This is a genomic window from Billgrantia campisalis (genome assembly GCF_022341425.1).
GTDB classification, from domain to species: Bacteria; Pseudomonadota; Gammaproteobacteria; order Pseudomonadales; family Halomonadaceae; genus Halomonas; species Halomonas campisalis.
Window position 1 is genome coordinate 59,959 of the sequence record NZ_JABFUC010000003.1, and the last position, 17,673, is coordinate 77,631.

At 62.7% G+C, this 17,673-nt stretch carries 11 protein-coding genes; 2 read left to right on the forward strand and 9 right to left on the reverse strand.

The window, feature by feature from the left end; all coding sequences use genetic code 11:
• Positions 1 to 37: 37 nt before the first annotated feature.
• The 3 genes from HOP52_RS04180 to HOP52_RS04190 all read right to left on the reverse strand — a co-directional run bounded on the left by HOP52_RS04180 (position 38) and on the right by HOP52_RS04190 (position 5,272).
• A complete protein-coding gene (locus HOP52_RS04180; protein ID WP_238976018.1) occupies positions 38 to 1,222 on the reverse strand; it encodes an acetyl-CoA C-acyltransferase in 1,185 nt (394 codons plus the stop codon).
• Positions 1,223 to 1,260: 38 nt separating this feature from the next.
• Positions 1,261 to 3,390 carry a 3-hydroxyacyl-CoA dehydrogenase NAD-binding domain-containing protein gene (locus tag HOP52_RS04185; RefSeq protein ID WP_238976019.1) on the reverse strand — a complete coding sequence of 710 codons (2,130 nt, stop codon included), beginning with the start codon at positions 3,388 to 3,390 and terminating at the stop codon, positions 1,261 to 1,263.
• 79 nt (positions 3,391 to 3,469) lie between these two features.
• Positions 3,470 to 5,272, reverse strand: coding sequence for an acyl-CoA dehydrogenase (locus HOP52_RS04190; protein ID WP_238976020.1), 1,803 nt, complete (start codon positions 5,270 to 5,272; stop codon positions 3,470 to 3,472).
• Between the two features lie 232 nt (positions 5,273 to 5,504).
• On the opposite strand from HOP52_RS04190, the gene HOP52_RS04195 reads away from it, so the two are divergent.
• Complete coding sequence (locus HOP52_RS04195; protein WP_238976021.1) at positions 5,505 to 5,837, forward strand: cupin domain-containing protein; 333 nt, start codon at positions 5,505 to 5,507, stop codon at positions 5,835 to 5,837.
• A 223-nt stretch (positions 5,838 to 6,060) separates the two neighbouring features.
• Positions 6,061 to 6,336 (forward strand): MDR/zinc-dependent alcohol dehydrogenase-like family protein, encoded by a 276-nt coding sequence (locus HOP52_RS04200; RefSeq protein WP_238976022.1) that lies wholly within the window; start codon positions 6,061 to 6,063, stop codon positions 6,334 to 6,336.
• 69 nt (positions 6,337 to 6,405) lie between these two features.
• Here the strand turns inward: HOP52_RS04200 and HOP52_RS04205 are convergent, their stop codons facing one another.
• From HOP52_RS04205 to HOP52_RS04230, 6 genes are all read right to left on the reverse strand, one after another.
• Positions 6,406 to 7,326, reverse strand: a complete 921-nt coding sequence (locus HOP52_RS04205) for a LysR family transcriptional regulator (RefSeq protein WP_238976023.1) — start codon at positions 7,324 to 7,326, stop codon at positions 6,406 to 6,408.
• 148 nt (positions 7,327 to 7,474) lie between these two features.
• Positions 7,475 to 9,217, reverse strand: coding sequence for an alkyl sulfatase dimerization domain-containing protein (locus HOP52_RS04210; RefSeq protein ID WP_238976024.1), 1,743 nt, complete (start codon positions 9,215 to 9,217; stop codon positions 7,475 to 7,477).
• A gap of 441 nt (positions 9,218 to 9,658) precedes the next feature.
• The gene (locus HOP52_RS04215; protein WP_238976025.1) at positions 9,659 to 11,113 is read right to left on the reverse strand and encodes a coniferyl aldehyde dehydrogenase; all 1,455 of its coding nucleotides are present in this window, start codon (positions 11,111 to 11,113) and stop codon (positions 9,659 to 9,661) included.
• Positions 11,110 to 12,915, reverse strand: coding sequence for an FAD-dependent oxidoreductase (locus tag HOP52_RS04220; RefSeq protein ID WP_238976026.1), 1,806 nt, complete (start codon positions 12,913 to 12,915; stop codon positions 11,110 to 11,112). The genes HOP52_RS04215 and HOP52_RS04220 overlap by 4 nt, the downstream gene beginning before the upstream one ends.
• A 190-nt stretch (positions 12,916 to 13,105) precedes the next feature.
• Entirely contained in the window at positions 13,106 to 14,761 is a 1,656-nt protein-coding gene (locus HOP52_RS04225) for a fatty acid--CoA ligase (protein WP_238976027.1), read from the reverse strand.
• A gap of 90 nt (positions 14,762 to 14,851) precedes the next feature.
• Complete coding sequence (locus HOP52_RS04230; protein ID WP_238976028.1) at positions 14,852 to 17,596, reverse strand: LuxR C-terminal-related transcriptional regulator; 2,745 nt, start codon at positions 17,594 to 17,596, stop codon at positions 14,852 to 14,854.
• Between the last annotated feature and the right edge of the window lie 77 nt (positions 17,597 to 17,673).

A 17,673-nucleotide genomic window follows, 5' to 3' on the forward strand; every position in this document is an offset into this window, starting at 1 on the left:
TCCGACAGGCTCCTCGGGCCACGGTGAATGAGTCGGCTCAGCAGACCTCGAAGAGGCCGGCGGCACCCATGCCGCCTCCCACGCACATGGTGACGACCACGTAACGCACGCCGCGGCGCTTGCCTTCGATCAGGGCGTGCCCGACCAGCCGGGCGCCGGTCATGCCATAGGGATGACCGATGGAGATACCGCCGCCGTTGACGTTGAGCCGGTCGTCGTCGATACCGAGCTTGTCGCGGCAGTAGAGGACCTGGCAGGCGAAGGCTTCGTTGAGCTCCCACAGGCCGATGTCGGCGACGGTCAGGCCATGCTGCTTGAGCAGCTTGGGTACCGCGAAGACCGGGCCGATGCCCATCTCCTCCGGGGCCAGGCCGGCCACGGCCATGCCCCGGTAGATGCCCAGGGGGCTCAGGCCGCGGCGCTCGGCGAGGCGGCGCTCCATGACCACGCAGGCGGAGGCGCCGTCGGAGAGCTGGCTGGCGTTGCCGGCGGTGATGGTGCCGCCTTCGAGCACCGGCTCCAGGCCCTGCAGGCTCTCCAGCGTGGTCTGGGGGCGGTTGCCCTCGTCCTGGGTCAGGGTGACCTCCTGGTAGCTCACGGCCTTGGTCTGCTTGTCTACCACCGCCTTGGTGGTGGTGATGGGGACGATCTCCTCATCGAAGCGACCGGCGGCCTGAGCCTCGGCGGTGCGCCGTTGCGACTGCAGGGCATAGGCGTCCTGAACGTCGCGGCCGATGGCGTAGCGCTTCACCACGTTCTCGGCGGTATACAGCATGGGCAGGTAGGCATGCTCGGCATGGCGCAGGACCTGCTCGTCCTTGGTGGCAAAGGCCCACTCCAGGGCCTGGTTCTGGACGGCGCTGATGTTCTCCTGGCCGGCGCCGATCACCACGTCCATGCCATCCACCATGACCTGCTTGGCGGCGGTGGCGATGGCCATCAGCCCCGAGGCGCACTGGCGATCCAGGGTCTGGCCGCTGACCTCCAGGGGCAGGCCGGCGGCGAGGGCGGTCATCCGCCCCAGGTTCCAGCCGGCGGTGCCGGCCTGGAGGGCGGTACCCATCACCAGATCCTCCACCTCGCCGGGGTCGATGCCGGCGCGTTCCACCGCCGCACGCACGGCATGAGCCGCTAGGGTAGGGGAGGTCGTGTTGTTGAAGGCACCGCGAAACGCCTTGGCGATCGGAGTGCGGGCAGTCGAGACGATAACGGCTTCTTTCATGGAGTACCTGCTTGTGGTTCGTGGATCGTCGTATGAGCTCAGCGGGTATTGGCAGCAACCTGAGTGAGTGCATCGCCAAAGCGGCGGCCCTCGGCTACCAGGCGCTCGAGCAGAGGAGAAGGCGTGAACCAGGTTTCCCCATGGGTACCAAGCCGGCTGCGGTAGCGTTCGATGCCCGCCAGGACCGTGTCGAGGCCGATCTCGTCGGCATAGTGCATGGGGCCGCCACGCCAGACAGGGAAGCCGTAGCCGTTGACCCAGACCAGGTCGCAGTCGCTGGAGCGGTAGGCGATGCCTTCATCGAGAATCGCCGCCCCTTCGTTGATCAGCGAAAAGATGCAGCGTTCGACGATCTCCTCGTCCTCGATGGCACGGCGCTCGATGCCCAGCTCCTTGGCGATCGTCTCGGCAAGCTCGATGACATCGGGGTCTTCGAGCTGCTCCCGGTTCTCATAGCGATAGAAGCCGCGACCGCTCTTCTGCCCATAGCGACCGAGTGCATAGAGCCGGTCGCCGATCAGGTTGTAGCTGGGGTCATGTGCGATATCGCCGCGGCGTGACTCGCGCACCAGATAGCCCACGTCGTTGCCGGCGAGATCGAACATGGAGCAAGGCCCCATGGCCATGCCGAAACGGGTCAATGCCCTGTCGATCTGGGCGGGCGTCGCGCCTTCTAGCAGCAGCCGATGGGCTTCGCGGCCATAGGGTTCGAGCATGCGGTTGCCCACGAAGCCGAAGCAGACGCCGACCACCACCGGCACCTTGCGGATGATCTTCGCCATCTTGAGGGCGGTGACGATGGCCTCGTCGGAGGTGGCGGAACCTCGGATGATCTCCAGCAGCCGCATCACATTGGCGGGACTGAAGAAGTGTAGGCCGATGACATCCTGGGGGCGGCGTGTAGCACTGGCAATCTCGTTCAAGTCGAGCGTCGAGGTGTTGGAGGCCAGAATGGCGCCGGGCTTGCAGACCTCATCCAGCTTGGTAAAGATGGTGCGCTTGATATCCATGCTCTCGAAGGCGGCTTCGATGACCAGGTCCGCATCGGCAAGGTCATTGTAATGGAGCGTTCCCTCGAGCAAGGCCATTCGCTGCTCGACCTGAGCCTCGGTCATGCGCCCTTTCTTGGCGGAAATCAGGTAATTGTTGCGGATCGCCGCTAGCCCCTTATCGAGGGCCTCCTGCTTGAGCTCCAGCAGTTTGACCGGAATACCGGCATTGGCGAAGTTCATGGCGATGCCACCGCCCATGGTGCCGGCGCCGATGATGGCGACGCGTTCGATGCGCCGGGCAGTGGCCTGGGGAGAGACATTGGGAACCTTGGTCGCCTTCCTTTCCGAAAAGAAGAGATGCTGCTGGGCCCGGGCCTGGGGGGTCGCCATGCACTCCAGAAAGAGGTCGTGCTCCTTCTTCAGACCTTCTGCCAGTGGCAGGCGGCAGGCCGCTTCCACGGCTTGAATGCAGCGCTCAGGCGCCACGAAGCCACGGGTTTTCCTGGCGATGCTGGCCCGAAAATCATCGAAATGGCTCGGGGAGAGTGTGCGGGTATCCACGGAAAGCGTGGTGCAGGAGCGCAACGGGGCGGAGGTGCTGATCAGCTCCTCGGCAAAGTGGACGGCGGCCGTCAACAGATCCCCTTCGACCAGACGGTCGAGCAACCCGATTTCATGCGCCTTGGCGGCGGGTATCGGTTGTCCCGAGGTGATCATCTCCAGGGCCGCAGGAACCCCGACCAGGCGGGGCAGACGCTGAGTTCCACCGGCGCCCGGCACGAGGCCGATATTCACTTCAGGAAGGCCAAGCCGTGTCTGAGGGGTGGCGATACGGTAATCGCATCCCAAGGCGATCTCCAGCCCGCCGCCCAGCGCGGTGCCGTGCAGGGCGGCGACGATGGGCTTGGGCGACTGATCCAGTGTCGAGCACAGCTCGGGAAGGGAAGGGGGTTGCCGTACGGCCTCGGTGCCGAACTCACCGATATCGGCCCCGCCGCAGAATATCCCGATGTCGGACAGCAGGACGATAGCGGCAACGGCATCATCCGAGATGGCACGCTGATAGGCCGCCTGGAGCGCTGTTCGCATGGCATGCCCCAAGGCATTGATCGGCGGCTGATTCATGCGCAAGACGGCGATTCGGCCTATCTGCTGGTAGTGGACGGGTTCAGTCATCATCTGGTTCCTCTATGGCCTTCTGTCATGGTCGTCTGTCGGTTGAATGCTCTGGGGTGTTGGCACCATGCGTAAGCATTCAGAACCACGCGTCGTGCATGTCGAAGCAGGTTCGGTTGCCCTGTAGGAGGAGCTCCGCTTGCGGGTTGATCTGCGGTAGCTCCCAGTCCAGGTAGTAGCGGGTGGCCTGGAGCTTGCCGCGATAGAAGTCGCGGTCCGCTTCGGCGAGATCGTCACGGTCGAGGCCCTGGGCGGCCTTGAGGCCCTGGCGCAGCCAGATCCAGGCGACGACCAGGCGGCCGAAAAGATCCAGGTAGAGGGTGGCATTGGCCAGGCCCCTGTCCGGATCCGCGGCGACCTGGCCGCGTAGCGACTCGGTGACCGCGTCCAGCCGCTGCAGGGCGTCGCCGAGCGGGCCGATGAAGTCCTGGGTCGCCGGGTGGCGAGAGGCGTCGCCCAGGGTCGCCTTGACCTCCTCCCGGAATAGCCGGTAGGCGGCCGGATCGCGCATCACCTTGCGACCCAGCAGATCGAGGCCATGGATGCCCTCGGTGCCCTCATGGATGGGGTTGAGGCGGTTGTCCCGGTAGTACTGCTCCACCGGGTACTCGCGGATGTAGCCGGAGCCGCCCAGAACCTGGATGGCCAGGTCGTTGGCCTGCAGGCAATAGCGGGAAGGCCAGGACTTGACGATGGGGGTGAGTAGGTCGAGCAGTTCCCCCGCGCGCCGGCGAGTGGCCTCGTCCTCGGCGCTGTGCTGGTCCTCGTACAGCGAGCTGGCGTAGAGGCACAGCGATAGCGCCCCCTCGACATAGGCCTTCTGGGCCAGCAGCATCCGGCGCACGTCGGCGTGAGCGACGATGGGCACCTGGGGGCTGGCCGGGTCCTTGCTGGAGGGCAGGCGGCCCTGGGGGCGCTGCTGGGCGTAGTCCAGCGAGTACCGGTAGCCCTGGTAGCCCAGACAGGCGGCCGTCAGGGCCACGCCGATGCGCGCCTCGTTCATCATCTGGAACATGTATTGCAGGCCGCGGTGGGGCTCGCCGACGAGATAGCCGATGGCCCCTCCGTTCTCGCCGAAGTTGAGAACGGTGGAGGTGGTATTGCGAAAGCCCATCTTGTGCAGCAGGCCGGCCAGGGCCACATCGTTACGCTCGCCGAGGCTGCCGTCTTCGTTGACCAGGATCTTGGGCACGATGAACAGCGAGATGCCCTTGGCCCCGGGTGGGGCGTCGGGCAGCTTGGCCAGCACTAGGTGGACGATGTTCTCGGTGAGCTCATGGTCGCCGCCGGAGATGAACATCTTGTGGCCCCGCAGGCGATAGCGGCCCTCGCCGTCGGGTTCGGCGGCGGTCTTGATGTCGGCCAGAGCCGAGCCCTGGCCCGGCTCGGTGAGCGCCATGGTGCCACTGAAGTGGCCCGCCAGCATGGGCGGCAGGAAGCGTGCCTTGAGCGCGTCGCTGGCGAAGGACTTGATTAGGTTGGCCGCGCCGATGCTCAGGAAGGGGTAGCCGGTAGTGGCGACGTTGGCCGCGTTGAAGTAGGCCATGCAGCTGCGCAGTACCACCTCCGGCAGCTGCATGCCGCCGTCCTCGAAGTCGTGATGGGCGGCCAGGAAGCCGCCCTCGGCGAAGGCGTCCCAGGCGGCCTGGGTCTCGGGGATCAGGTGGACCCGTTCGCCGTCGAAGGTCGGCTCCTGGGCATCGCCCTTCTGGTTGTGATCGGCGAAGTAGCGCTCGGCCACCTTGCGGGCGGTCTCCAAGGTGGCATCGAAGGTCTCGCGGCTGTGTTCCAGGTAGCGGGGGCGCCGGAGCAGTGCCTCGGTGTCCAGCACCTCGTAGAGCTGGAAGCTAATGTCACGGTCGTTCAGCAGCGTTTGGGTCATGATCACTCTTCCCCTTGAGGGTCCTAGGATTCACCCGTTTGTATCAAGCGGGGCAAGGCGACGGCGTCCACCCGAGGGTGGAAATTGGGGTGGAATTCGCGGAGGGGAGGGGGGCGTGGGCGACGCGCCAGATGTCAATCGCTTGGCGCGCGATGTCAAGCTCGCGGCGTGGCGCTCGCTGCAGACTGGCCTGGCGCTATCGCCATAACGTCAATGACAAGGAGAATTCCCCATGACCAGTGCCAGCGAAGAGACCACCATCATTCGTGAGCCCGCAGACTGGCTGCCCGTCGAGCTACCCGGCACCCAGGGCATCAGCATCAAGGTCTACCACGTCGACAAGGTGAACCATAACGTGATCGTGAAGTTCCGGTTCGCGCCCGGTGGCTACGGCGCACGCCACGTGCATCACTGTCGGGCGATCGGCTATACCCTCAGCGGGGAGTGGGCCTACGATGATGGCTCCTTCGAGGAGGGTGATGCCGCCTATGAGCTGATCGGCAACAACCACTATCCGTACAGCGACAAGGGCGGCGAACTGATCGTCTTCATGGACGCCGTATGACGGTGCGTTGTCGCCGGCCGAGAGGTGACCGGCGGCGAGATGATCGACCTGTCGCGCCCGATCATCCTCGTCGGCCATGAGTATTGTGCCGAGATCGAGGGCTATGGGCCTGACACGGTACGACGCCTGGCCCCGGGAACCCGAGTGGTTGCGCCTCCCTATCTGCTGAGAAGCGAGGGACCGGCCTTCATCGGCTTCTCCGGCGGGTGGCTATGCGGAATCCATGCTGCTCACCGAGGCGCTGATGCTGCCGGTGCCCAATGGCCTGTCGACCCAAAGCGCCGCGCTCACCGAGCCGATGGCCGTGGCCCTGCATGCGGTGGGGCTTGCCGAACTGTCGGCCCGCGACGTTCCCCAGGTGGTCGGCTGCGGTCCTATCGGCCTGGCGGTGATCGCCGTGCTCAAGATGCGCGGCGCTCGGCCCATCGTCGCCGCCGACTACTCGCCCCTGGCGTCGGCCGAAGCGCAGGCCATGATCCTGATCGATTTCAGCCTCTGAGTCAGCCGGCGTCGGGCCGGCTCGGCAAGCCGCTGCGCTGCGTTCGTGGGGAAGCGGATCAGGCTCGCATCAGTCCAGTAGCCTGACCTGCTCGGTGAGCTGTTCCCTGAACCACTGGTGCCCAGGGTCATGATCCAGGACCTTCGGCCAGAGCAGGTAGATCGGTACCCGAGGAACCGAGATCGGGAACTCCATCACCTGCAGTCCCAGCGAGGGTGCCAGATGTTTCGCCAGGCGTCTGGGGACGGTGGCGATCAGGTCGCTCTCGGCGACTACGGCGAATTGGTTGGTGAATTGTGAAACCTGCACCCCGATTCGCCGCTGTCGTCGGGGCCAGCGCTCGTCGGCGAGAATCTGATCCAGCGGTAGCACCCCTCGCTCCCGCGGAGGCAGGACCACGTGTTCGGCCATGAAAAAATCGTCCAGAGTGATCCGGTCACGAATACAAGGGTGATCCTGGCGAGCCACGACAACGGGAGAGTCTTCGCTGATGACGACGTAGTTCACCCGATGATCATCGATGGCAACGGTGTCCAGGACGATATCCACATCGGCATGCAACAATGCCGTCAGCCATTCCCCTCGAAGCGGTAGTGCCTGCACCGTCACCGGTGCTTGCTGCCGTCGCAGGGAGGCGATCAGGCGCCCCAGCAGCAGGGTATCGAAGTAGTCCCCTGCGACCAGGCGGAAGTCTCGGTCGCTACGTGTGGGGTCGAAGACCTGCTCGGGATCCAGTGCCTCGGCCAATACCGAAAGGCCCTGGGAGATGCGCTGGTACAGCTCCTGGGCTAGCGGCGTGGGCGACAGGCCGGCCCGCGAGCGACTGAAGAGGGGGGCGCCGACGGTCAGGCGCAAGCGCTTGAGTGCCGCGCTCACTGCGGGTTGACTCATGCCGAGCCGCTCGGCGGCACGGGCCAGTTGCCCTTCTTCCACGACGGCAGCGAAGACCGGCAGCAGGTTCAGGTCGATCGACCTGAAATTCAGTTTCATGAGATGTTTCCGCGGTATCCCCAGACCATTCGCATGATGGGTCTCTGTACCGGCTTGTCAAGCGAGTATGAAGGATGCCGCTGTCGTCGTAACGGCAGAGGGAGAGGCCGGGCTAGTCCGGCCTCTGCGTGGTTCCGATGAGACGCTATCACTCGATGGTCGAGTTGAACGTCGCCAGGAAGGCGGCGAACGCCATGGGGTCGCCTTGTGGGTAGGTGAAGACCTGGGTGATCGTCTCCTCGGGAGACGCCAGGCCGGCCAGGAGACGCTTGAAGTCCAGGCTGTCGGTGCTGACGTGGATCTCGGCATCTGGGTCGATACCCTCGACCAGCTCGCTGACCCCGCGCCGCACGATATAGGTATAGGCCTCATCGAGGTCGGGGAACTCGAAGACGACTCGCTGCTCGATATCCTGGGCGGCCTGAGCGTCCAGGGCGACGGCCAGGCCATCGAAGAAGGCCTGCAGCGGCATCTCCGCCAACATTCTATCGGAGGGCGTCACCAGCCGTGTCGGCACCCTGAACTCCCCGGCCAGTTCCCCGGCCGCGGTCAGGTACCAGTGCCGTGCGTTGGGGTTGACCTCCTGCTCTGCCAGGGTACGAAGTGCCGTGTGGCGAGCCTGTTTCCCGGCGACATGCTCGGGGTCGATGCGCAGCAGGAGGTCGGTCAGCTCCAGTACCCACTGGTGTTCGTCGGCCTCAGCCGCCTGCTGCACGGCCTCGGCCAGTCGTGACTCGCCGCCCACGAGTGCGGTGAGGCGGTGGGCACGATCGGTGGGCTCCAGGGGGTGCAGGTTGCTCGGGTTACCGTCGAACCAGCCCAGGTAGCCCTGATAAATCATGCGTGCGCTCCACTCCGGCTTGCCGTAGAACTCCTGCAGATAGGGCGATTCGGCCAGGTGGGACGGCAGCTCGAGACGGTGGGCGATCTCGTCGGGCGTCAGGCCGGCATTCATCATGCGCAGGGTCTGGTCATAGACATAGCGGATGCCGTCACGATAGTCGGTCAGTGCACGCTCGACATTGTCGGCACCGACGATGGGGCGGGAGTGGTGGGGAATGAGGTACTCCGCCTCCAGTTGGCGAACCAGGTCGATGCTGTCGGCCCACTGTTTGGGATCGCGGAAGCCGGTACCGCGGATGGTGTAGAGGTTGGGGTAGGCGCGGTAGAAGTTGTCACCCGGGAGCAGGGCCTTCTTGTCGGGTAGCCAGATGTTGATCTGGTCGTCGGTCTCCCCGGGCGCATAGATCAGCTCCATCCGGACGCCGGCGATCGTCAATTCCAGGCGATCGCTGAAGGTGTGGGTGGGGCGAATCATGTGTACCGTGGTGTCTTCGTTGGTGTCCACGAAGGGCCCGATACCGTTGTTGGCCCGATCCTCATCTTTCAGGAAGTTGCCATACATGAACATGGAGCGACGGGTGATGACCGGTTGCAGCACGCTGAAGATGCGATCCGTTTCTTCCTCGAGGGTCTCGTGGGCATAGACCTCGATCGGCATCTCCGGGTCGACGAAGGCGCCGGCACCGAAGATATGATCCGGGTGGGAGTGGGTATAGATCAACGCCTTGACAGGCTTGTCGGTGATGGCGCGGAAGCGTTCGGCAACTCGTTGGGCAGCTTCCATGGACTCGGTGGTGTCGACGATGATCACACCGTCATCGCCTTCGATCATGATCGAGTTGGCGAGAGCAAAGCCGATGGCGACATACACGCCGTCCACGACCTCGATGACCTCCTCGCGAAACTCCTCGCTATGTGTCGCTAGTGGCCCGGCGATGGGAACCGGGCTGGTGGCGAAGAGGCTGGCAGGCTCTGCCGCCATGCTGGCCTGCGCCTGGGTGAGGCCAGCGGCCAGCAGCAATCCATACAATAGTGCCGTCTTGTTCATGTTCGAGTCTTCCTCTGTTCGTATCGTGCGCGAGCGCCTCGGCGTCGCACTCCCGATGCTCGTCCCATTTGCTTATTCTGGCAAATAGAAATTTTGAAAATAAATCTTTTGCTAAGCTGAATATCTGGGCCTGCGACGTGCCTTGTGGATTTGGCAGGACGCTATGAGGCTTGCCGGAAATGCTCGGCCGCGGCAGGCGGTGGTGAACGGGAGGAGGCCGAGGGCTCCGGTCCCTGGGTGGCGGATGTTCGCCCCTATGCACTTCGGCGCGCCCCTCCTCGATTGGCCCGGCCAGGCCGGCCTTTCCACGTCGCAAGGACAGGGTGGCATGTTGTCATTAAGCGCATCGTGGAGTGCTCATTTTGGTGTGATTCGAGGTGCGATCGCAGTATCAGGGCGCGCCTTTCAGACGATGGCCCAGCAACCACTGGGCCAGGAGTGTCATTTGCCGAGATTGCGATGGAGCCACTGCATCAGGCCGAGGATCCGATCGGCGCGCTTCCCGTAGGGAGGGGCCAGCATGCCCAAGGCGTCGATGGGACCCTGGTGGTACACGGGGCGTAGCTTGGAGAAGTTCAAGAAGCCGTCGCGACCATGATAGTGCCCCATGCCGCTCTCGCCGACACCGCCGAAGGGAAGTTCGTGCTGGCCGACATGCATCAGGCAGTGATTCACCGAGACGCCGCCGGAGATCAGCCGCTCAATGAGCCGGTCGCGCAGCCTGGCATCCCTGGTGAAGGGGTAGAGGGCCAGGGGACGCGGACGACTTGCCACATAGTCGATCACCTCGTCGATACTGCGGTAGGTCTTGATGGGCAGCAGCGGACCGAATATCTCGCGCTGCATCACCAGCATGTCGTCGGTGACGTCGAGCAGGATGTGGGGAGGGAACTTGCGCCGTCGCTCGTCGCCCTCGCCCTCGCTCAGGCGAATCACTCGGGCGCCCTTGAGGCGAGCGTCCTCCACCGTCTCCCACAGCCGTTGGTAGGAGGCCTCGTCGATGATCGAGGTGTAGTCGTCGCTGGCGAGATCCGGGTAGCGCTTGGCCACCAGCTCCCTGGCCAGCTCAACGAAGCGCTCCACCTTGTCCGGTGGCAGGAAGAGGTAGTCCACGGTGGTGCAGATCTGGCCGGCGTTGAGCAGCTTGATCTGCATCAGGCGCCCCGCGGAGGTCTCGAGGGGGAAGTCGTCGGCGACGATGGCCGGTGACTTGCCGCCCAGCTCCAGGGTCACGGGAGTCAGGTTGGCAGCGGCACTGGCCATCACCCTGCGGCCGGTCTCGGAAGAACCGGTGAACAGCAGGTGATCGAAGGGCAGGGCGGAGAAGGCGGAACCGAGCCCGGACTTGCTGTCGCCCACGAAGGCGAGTTTCTCCTCAGGGAAAAAGTCTGGACTGACCCGGGCGAGGAGGGCGGCCAATCGACTGGAATTGCTCGACATCTTGACCATGGCCCGGTTCCCGGCGGCAAAGATGCCGACCAGGGGGCACAGGCTCAGGTTAAGCGGAAAGTTCCAGGGCACGATCACGCCGATGACGCCCAGCGGCTGGGGAATCACGCGGTTCCTGGCGCCGGGGTAGAGGTTGTGGTCGACCGCGCGGCGCTGCGGCTTCATCCACCGCTTGAGATGCTTGAGGGCATGCTGGATATCGCTGAGCACCACCGTGTATTCACAGAGCAGCGTCTCGTGTCGGGACCGATTTCCGAAGTCATCGCTGATCGCCTGGAGGATCTCCTCGCGATGGGTCTTCAGCATCCGGGCGAGGGACTTGAGGTCCTGGATGCGGGCACTATAGTCGGGTACCGGATCGGCCAGATAGGCCTCGTGTTGCCGTGACAGCAGCGTCTGCAAGCTGTCGACATCATGATCGCGCAGAGAGGACGCGGGAGCGTTCATACATGGACTCCTGGAGTCGGTCGGGATTCGCCAGCCTGCCCAGCGGTGACGATGGCCGCGTGCAGGTCGCCGCTGCCGGTCAAGTGCGAGGTCTGGCCCGGCAGGGGCGAGGAGAAGTGGATTGGCTTGATGCGGGACGCCCGCTCGGCATCGAAGATGGGCTCCTTCGACCAGGCGTACTCGCTCAGCGCCAGGATGGTTAGGGAAGGATTGACCCCCAGGTTGCCGGGGATCAGCGAGCCATCGATGACCCTCAGGTTGTGATAGCCGAACACCCGTCCGGTATCGTCCACAACGCCATCCTCGGGGCCGTTGCCGATGCCCACGCCGCCCATCAGGTGGGCGGTGACGGGGGCGCCAGTGAGGATCTCGGTGGCGATGTTGCCGGCCTGGCCGCCGCCGGCCGCCTCGATATAGTGACGGGCCGCCTCGTGGGCGATGGGGAAGTAGTTGGACAAGGCGTTGTCCTCCTTGTCCTGGTAGACGGACCAGGTGGGACGGAATAGCCGGTACCAGGGTCGCCTGATGCGGATATGGACGAAGGTGTCCTTGGTCTGCATCACCAGGAAGATGATGGTATGGCGAGCCTTGCCGACGGGGTTGAGCATGCGCAGGGTCTTGATCGGCTGGCGCAGCATGTTGGCCAGCATGCTCAGCGGCCGGGGCACCTTGCCCTGAACATCGGTCAGGGGCACCGTCGTTTGCAGGGCCAGGGCGCCATCGCCATAGCGGGGAAACCGGGTGACTTCGATTCGAGTCTCGTCGTCGGGATCGAACATCGAGGTAATGCTGGGGCCGTCACAGATATCCTGGGGCTGCCCATCCTTACCCGGATAACGGCCTGAGACCATGATCAGGGTTTCGGAATTGGTGCGTACCTGGCGGCCGAGCTTCTTGGAGATATTGGGCAGGGTGCGATCCATGTCCCGAGCCTTGAGCAGCAGGGGGATGGTGCCGAACACGCCGGCCGACACCACGACGCCCCGGCAACGCAGGGTATAGGGCTTCTTGCGGACGGGGGTGGTGGAGGACCGAACGGTGAGCTCGTAGCCGGCGCTGCCGTCGCGCTCGCCATCGGGGCCGGGCAGGGGCTCGATACGGGTCACCTCGCTCTCGGCGCGGATCTCCACGCCGTTGCCCTCGGCGAACCAGAGATAGTTCTTGACCAGGGTGTTCTTGGCGTTGTGCCGACAGCCCAGCATGCAGCCGCCACAGTAGCGGCAGCTGTTGCGTCGCGGGCCCTTCCCCGCGAAGTAGGGGTCCCCGCGGTCGGCACCGCTGTCGTCTGCGGGGTCCTCGGGGAAGAGGATGCCCGTATTGACCGTCCGGTAGGTGTCGGCCTTCCCCATGCGCCGAGCGGTGTCCTCGAGAGCCTCGTCGGCGGCGTTCTCGTACTGGCTCTTGGTGACCCCGATCATGCGCTGGGCCAGGCCGTAGAAGGGCATCAGCCGTGCCTTCCAGTCGTCATGCACCTTGGACCAGGATGGGGAGGCGAAGACCTCGTCCTTGGGGATCAGGTGCACATTGGCATAGACCAGCGAGCCGCCGCCGACTCCGATGCCGTGCACGGCGGTGACCTTGCGGGTCATACTCATCCTGGTGTTGCCCCTGAGTCCTAGTCCCGGGGCCCAGAGGGACTTGTGCAGCTTCCAGGCGTTGTCGGAGAAGTCCTCGTCCTTCCAACGCCGGCCCTGCTCGAGCACCAGGACCCGGTGGCCTTTCTCGCTGAGGCGCAAGGCGCTACAGGAGCCACCGAAGCCGGAACCAATGATGATCTGGTCGTAATCGAATGCGTCGGCCATGGTTAATTACACTTTGTAAGGGGGCCTGCGGGGTGTCCCACAGGCCCTACAACGGGGAGGCCTGGTGGGTCGATTCTCCCCTGGAGTGAAGGTGGGACTGAGCGCAGGCTAGCTAGCAGGTGCCTATTCCAGTCCCAGCCCAGTGGTCACGAAAGGAACATGATCAGATCATGTTCCCGGGCTGCCTGACTCACGCGCGACCTTCGATTTCGGACTGGATCTGAGCCCGGATGACCTTCTTGTCGAGCTTTCCAACGCTGGTCTTGGGAATCTCCTCCACGAATCGAATCGTGTCGGGGATCCACCACTTGTTGATGCGACCCTGGTCGACGAATTGCTGTAGATGCTGGCGTATCTCCTCAGCAAGCAGCCCCTCCTGGCTCGGCTTGACAACGGCATGGGGGCGCTCGCCCCACTCCGTATCAGCCAGGCCGATCACTGCCACGCTATCGACCCCGGGATGGGAGCTGATCAGATCCTCGAGCTCAAGCGAGGAAATCCACTCGCCACCGGTCTTGATAACGTCCTTGAGGCGGTCCTTGATCTCGAGGGTGCCGTCGGGGTGCAGGCAGCCGATGTCGCCGGTGTGCAGCCAGCCGCCTTCCCACAGCTCCTCGCTCTTGTGCGGCTCATGCAGGTAGCCCTGCGTCAGCCAGGGGGCGCGGACCACGATCTCGCCGGCACTCTTGCCGTCATGTGGCTGCTCCTTGCCTTCGGAGTCGAGCAGGCGGACCTCGACGAAGTTGGAAATCCGAGTGTTGATGCGGTAGGGGATCTGCTCTTCCAAAGGCAGATCGCGGACGGCACTGCTGAGGTGCGAAAGGCTAATCATGGGACAGGACTCGGACATGCCGTAGCCACTGTAGATGTCGATACCCCTTTCGAGAGCCTGCCGCGCCAGCCCTTGAGACAAGGAACTGCCGCCGATCACGACCTTCCACTCGGAGAGATCTGCCTTCGCGGCCGCGGGGCAGCTCAAAATCATTTGCAGAATGGTCGGCACGCAGTGAGAGAAGGTGACGCCTTCTTCCTGAATCAGGTGAAGTAGTGCATTGGGTTCATACCGCCCCGGATAGACCTGCTTCATGCCCAGCATGGTGGCGGCATAAGGAACGCCCCAGGCATGCACATGAAACATCGGGGTGAGTGGCATGTAGATGTCATCAGAGTTCAGCATCGGAAGGCTGGCATAAGCCGCTCCGAAGCTCAGGGTATTCAGGGTATGGAGTACCAGCTGGCGGTGGGTGAAATAGACCCCCTTGGGGTTGCCCGTCGTCCCGGATGTATAAAAGGTCGTGGCGATCGAGTTCTCGTCAAAATCGGGGAAGTCATGGCTCGGCGACGCCTCGGCCATCAGTGACTCATACTCACCACGAAACGGAAAGCGTGATTCGGTTTGTCCAGGATTGTCGGCGAGCCGTACATAGTGTTCTACCGTGCTGACCTGAGGATGGATTCGCTCAATGATGGGCAGGAAATCCTCATGCACGAAGAGAAAACGGTCTTCGGCATGGTTGATGGTGTAAAGGATCTGCTCGTCAGAAAGGCGAATATTGACGTGATGAAGCACCGCGCCGATCATCGGCACCGCGAAATAGCACTCCAGGTAGCGATGGCTATCCCAGTCCAGAACCCCGACAGTATCTCCCGGACCGATGCCTAGCATCTCGAGCATGTTCGCCAGACGGCAGACTCGCTCGTGGAAGGTTCGGTAGTCGTAGCTTTTATCGCCACGGTAGATGATCTCATTGTCCACTTCGTGACGCTGAGAGGCTTGCAGGATGCTTTTGATCAGCAAGGGGGTCTGGTATGCGGAGCTGGCCGGCTCGATCACCCTGGTTTTCATGTCTACCTCCTATGACGCTGTTGTTGTCATGCGTTGTAACTGACACCCGGGGAACTCTTCCCGGAGTCTGCTTACTGCTCTTGTATCAGATCACCCTCTGCTCAGCGTCCACCTGCCGGGTGGGTTGTCGGGTGGAGACAGCCCGCCGGCAGGGTGGAGAGAACAGGAGGTTATCAATCGATACTGTATGGCCTTGTCAATGGCCTTGGTGCGAGACTTGACATCGAGCTTCCTGAAAATGCTATTGATATGAGTCTTGACTGTACTGACACCCACGAAGAGGCTGTCCGCAATATCTTGGTTGGTGAGGCCTTTGGCAACAAGAGTCAAGACCTCCAGTTCGCGGTTGGTAAGCGCTTCGATCGGTAATCCGCTGGTATCGATGGTTTGACGGAGAGGCTGGTCACTCGAGAGCAGCGACTGGACCAGCTCGGCATGCGAGAGGCGTATCGACGAATTATCGGTCCGGCGAGCTTTCCCGGACAGGCCGAGCCGGTACAGATCCCTCAGCTCTCTTCCTTCCAGATGGAAGAGATGCAGAAGCTGGTACTCCACGGCGAGCTCGACGGCCTGATTCAGGTTGTCCAGTGCGAGGGTGGTCGAGCCAAGTGCATGCTGTGTAGCCGCCTGCAGTTGGTAAGCATCGATCAGCAATGCCTTGTTTCCCTGCTCGACGAGATAGTCGATTATCATCTCGCCGATACGAAGTGCTTCACCAAAATTTCCCTGGTGGTATTGCAGCCAGCCATAAGCGATACGCTCCTCGGGAAGGATGTCCTCGCCGTGAAGTCTCGTGATGTCTTGCCACTCCTCTATCCATCGGGAGATGACATCCGTCTCGTTGCGGATTAATGCAAGACGAAAACGATAAGTGCCACACAGCCGATAGATGTTGCAGAGCTTGTGACGGTGTGCCACCCTGCGAGATTCATCCCAAATTTCAGCGGCTTGTGCAAGGTTTCCCCTTGCGCAATGTAGGGTCGCCAAGTGGTGGAAGACCCAGGGGAGGGCGGCTGATGGGGGGAGTTTCAGTGCGATATCCGCAGCCTGGCTGAACAGGGCTTCTGCCTCATCGAGCCGATGCTGTTCGAGACGAACCAAGCCGAGACCCTGAAAATAGAAGAGATCATAGAAACCATTGTCACCCTGAGGAGGCTCCATATCCTGGAAGCGAATCTCGGCTTTCGCTACCTCGCCTTTGGCGACCTCGATATGACCAAGCAGATAATCCAGAGTATTCGTATAACCGGTGAGGCCAAACGTCTTTAGCTCTTCTGTGGCTTGCCGTGTGTCTTGATACGCATCATCGAGAAAACCGAGTGATAAATAGCATCTGGCTCGCGCGCAACGCAACATCGACCTGGCAGCATTGGCCTCTTCCGGCCGGTAGAGCAGTCTAGTACTCAAGCGGATACCATGTTGAAGATTACCGGTTAGGTGAGCAATGCTACTGCGCAGCTGGATGATCGTTTGAGCCAGCCTGTCATGGTGCTTGAACTCCCCGCGGTGTGAAATCCGTTGTAGGCGGCGGAGGCAGCCGATGATTGAAGGGAGCTCCTGAGTAACGCTGACGATGGCAGACTCGGTAATGGCCAATGCCATATGGTCATCGTAAAGCGTCGTGGGCAAGCGGTGAAAGGAGGCGAAGAGTTCATTGATCTTGCCTTCTCTCATCAGGTCGAAGGTGTGCTGTTCAACAACCGACAGCAGGGTAGTGTAGTCCCGGCTTCTAACGTAATGATAGATTCCTTCGCCATAATAGTGGTGCTCGATCAGCCAGTCAGCCGCTTCGCGGCTCAATCGAGTCGCGGTCTCAGGGTGTTGCTCCTCGAGCTGGTGATAAAGCGCCTGCTGGAACAGCGGGTGGTAACGATACCAGCCCTCTTCCGCTCCCACCTTGAGAAATGGGACGAGCCGGTGCAGTGCCTTGAGAGAGTCCTGGGCTTCCCCTACATTGATGTGGGAGACCAGAGACTCATTGAAGTGGTTAAGCAGGCTGGTACGCAGCAGCAAGCCATGCAGGGTCGGAGGGACATGGCTGAGGACCTCTTCTGCGAAGTAGTCGGTCAGATAGGCCTCGGCACGCTGGGTGGTGGCCTCATCGAACAGGGAAGACGGCGACTCGCTTGCCAGATCGAGTTGGGCGGCAAGCCACAGTCGTATGCCGGTAATCCAGCCTTCGGTGCGAGCATGGAGGTGATAGATATCCTCGGCGCTGACCGGCATCTGCATCAGACCGCATAGCGTCGCGATTTCGTTTGCGGAGAAACCCAGTTGGCTGTCCGTGATCACCCTGATGCCGCCTTGGGCGCGTAGGCGTGCCGTCATGATCCTGGGGTGTCGGCGTGCGGCAATGGCCACCTGGAGATTCTCCGGTGCCTCGTCAAGCAGCAGGTTGATCTGGCGCGTTGCACGCTTGCCCTGGAGGCTGTCAGCATTGTCGAGCACCAGGCGAAGTGCCTTACCGTAGCCGTTGAGTGCATTCAGCATCAGAGTCCAGGCGCGTTCGCGTTCCCTGGGGAGGCACTCGAGGCCCTGGGCCAGGAGGGTGTCGCTGAGCACTCCGGCCTTGTGAAAGGTGGCCAGCAGATGGGCCATCAGTCGATCGAGGCGGCTGTCTCGTTCATCGAGCCGCAGCCAGGCTCCGGTCGCCTCGCCTTGCCGGTACCACTGCTGTAGAAGGGCGCTCTTGCCGTAACCTGGCGGGCCGATAACCAGGATCAGGCGTGGAGTTCCCTGATTCTGGAGCCAATCCAGCAGCCGAGTCCGCCTGATGTGCAGAGAGGAGGCGGCTTGCGGTGCTAACTTGCTGAGTAGGATCGGAGTTCGCTGCATCGGTCTCACTCTTGCGGCAAGGGGCGCTCGTCGGGGGCTGCCATGGTCCTCGTTCGAGGATCATGGCGAGCCGGGGC